Here is a 2,244-nt window from a genome sequence, read left to right as displayed (position 1 = left end):
GACTGGGTCGTCCTGCTGGCGGTCTCCACGTCGGCCCTCGCCTCCACCCAGACGACGATCATCCCGGCGGGCAGCGGCAGGACGGCGAGGCCGCCGGGGCCGACCTCGGCCAGGGCGCGCTCCAGCGGGCTGCCGGCGGGCCAGATGCGGGCCCGGCCCTCGCGCAGCGCGGCGGCGAGGGTGGGCATGGCGCGCACGGGTGCGTCGGGCCACTCGGTGCGCCATTCCGACCGCCACAGCTCGGGCCAGGCCTCGGGTTCGGGCGGGTCGAGGACGGTGACGACGAGCCGATCGCTCTCCAGCTCGGCGAGCGCGATCCGGTCGGCCCGCAGCGGTCGGCGCAGCGCGGCGACCACGGCCTTGCCGACGTCGCGGACGGTGACGGCGGTGGCCAGCGCGGCGGCCAGGCGCTGGACGCGGGCGACGTCGGTGACGTCGGAGCGCAGTGTGGAGACGTCGACGACCGTGCCCACCAGGCGTGCCGGGCGGCCCTCGCCGCCGGGCAGGATGCGCCCGCGCAGCCGGAGCCACTTCGGCGGCCCGGCGGGCTGAAGCACCCGGAACTCCAGCTCCCGGTCGCCGATGGACATGTGGTCGGCCTCCACCACGGACATCAGCGACGGCAGGTCCTCGGGGACCGTGAGACTCAGCAGCGTCTCGACACGGCCGTCGAACTCCACGGGGTCCAGACCGAACAGGTCCAGCAGGTCGTCGCCGACCCGGACGAGTCCGGTGTCCATGGCGAGGCTGAAGGCGCTCGGCGGCAGTTCACCGGCGTCGGCGGGTGCGGCCGGGACGGTGAAGGCGACCGCGTCCGCGATGAGTTCCAGGCAGCGGAGGTCGTCGGGGCCGAACCCCTCGGGCCGCTCGGTCACGGCCAGCAGGCAGCCGCCGTCGCCGGGCAAAGGCAGGGCCGTCAGGGAGAAGTCCCTCGACGGTACGCGCCGTGCCTGGGCGTGCTCGGCGAGTTCCGCCGGGCCCAGTGACACCGGCCGTCCTCGGCGGTGGGCCTCGGCGGCCGGGGACCGCCCGGCGCGCGGGTAGCTGTCGCGCAGCCCGTACAGCGTCCTCGGGACGCCGGCCGACTCCATCAGGCAGAGCAGCTCGCCGTCCTCGCCGGGCGCGTAGACGGCGGCGAGCGACGCACCGGCGAAGACGAGTGCCTGCTCGAGGACGCGGCGCAGCCGTTCGGACGACTCGTGATCGGCCGCGATCGCTTTGAGGGCACCTTCGGCACGCAGCGTTCGCATTCCGCGCTCTTGGGCGCCCTGACTGACCACGTTGGCCATTACAGCGCTAATGAGACACCCGCGCAGCCCCTGTGGACGTTCCGTGTACCAGCGATGACGCGGGCGCTCGAAAGAATCCGAACATGTCTTGACGCATGCGTTCCGCACGGTGTTCTCGTGACAGGCGTGACTGTCCGTGCCCGGCTGGTGGCTGGAAGGCTCGGTACTCGTCACGGAGGGGGACGCATGGACAAGCGGTACGAGGTGTACGCGCTGGCCGACCGGCATTTCTACGAGACGCCGGACCGGCTTGCCCGGGGCGGGCAGGGGTCCGTCGCCCACCTCTACGAGACGGCCCGCCGGCCGCTGCCGGAGGGCTGGGAGTCGGCCCGCATCGGCGACTGGCTGACGATGACGCCGCTCGGCCTCGACGGCGAACCGGTGCAGGGGCCGGCCCAGGGGTGGAAGATCCACGCCTCGGCGACCCGGGCGAACGCGGAGGAGATCGCCCGGATCGTGTGGGACTACTGCGTCGAGCGGCGCGTCCCCTTCAAGTTCGTGCCGGGCCCGCACCTGCTCCACCTGCGCAACACCAAATACGCGCCGCGCGACGGCAGCGGCAAGTTCGTCACCGTCTACCCGGCCGACGAGGAGCAGCTGCACCGGGTGCTGTGCGAGCTGGGCGCGCTGCTGGAGGGGTTCGAGGGGCCGTACGTCCTCACCGACCTGCGCTGGGGCGAGGGCCCGCTGTATGTGCGCTACGGCGCTTTCGCCCGGGCGTTCGTCGTGGACGAGCGGGGCTCGCTGGTGCCGGCGGTGCGGGACGGCGAGGGGCGGCTGGTGCCGGACCGGCGGGCGCCGTCCTTCCAGGTGCCCGAATGGGTGACCCCTCCGGCGTTCCTCCAGCCGCATCTGGACGCGCGGAACGACACGACGACGGGCGAGCTGCCATACCGCATCGAGAAGGCGCTGCACTTCTCCAACGGTGGCGGGGTGTACGCGGGCACCGACACCC

General features: G+C 73.3%; 1 protein-coding gene and 1 pseudogene. One reads left to right on the top strand and one right to left on the bottom strand.

Going from position 1 to position 2,244, the window contains the following annotated elements:
* On the bottom strand, positions 1-1,289 hold a 1,289-nt coding region (locus tag ABZ281_RS46640), incomplete at its 3' end, for a PAS domain-containing protein (protein WP_356664600.1).
* A 186-nt stretch (positions 1,290-1,475) separates the two neighbouring features.
* Between ABZ281_RS46640 and ABZ281_RS46635 the strand changes: the two are divergent.
* A pseudogene (locus ABZ281_RS46635) lies at positions 1,476-2,244 on the top strand (lantipeptide synthetase); the annotation flags it as partial.

The organism is Streptomyces sp. NPDC006265 (genome assembly GCF_040613555.1).
Taxonomy (GTDB): Bacteria; Actinomycetota; Actinomycetes; order Streptomycetales; family Streptomycetaceae; genus Streptomyces.
The sequence above is the reverse complement of the archived record's forward strand: the minus strand, read 5'-3'. Positions and strand labels throughout refer to the sequence as shown.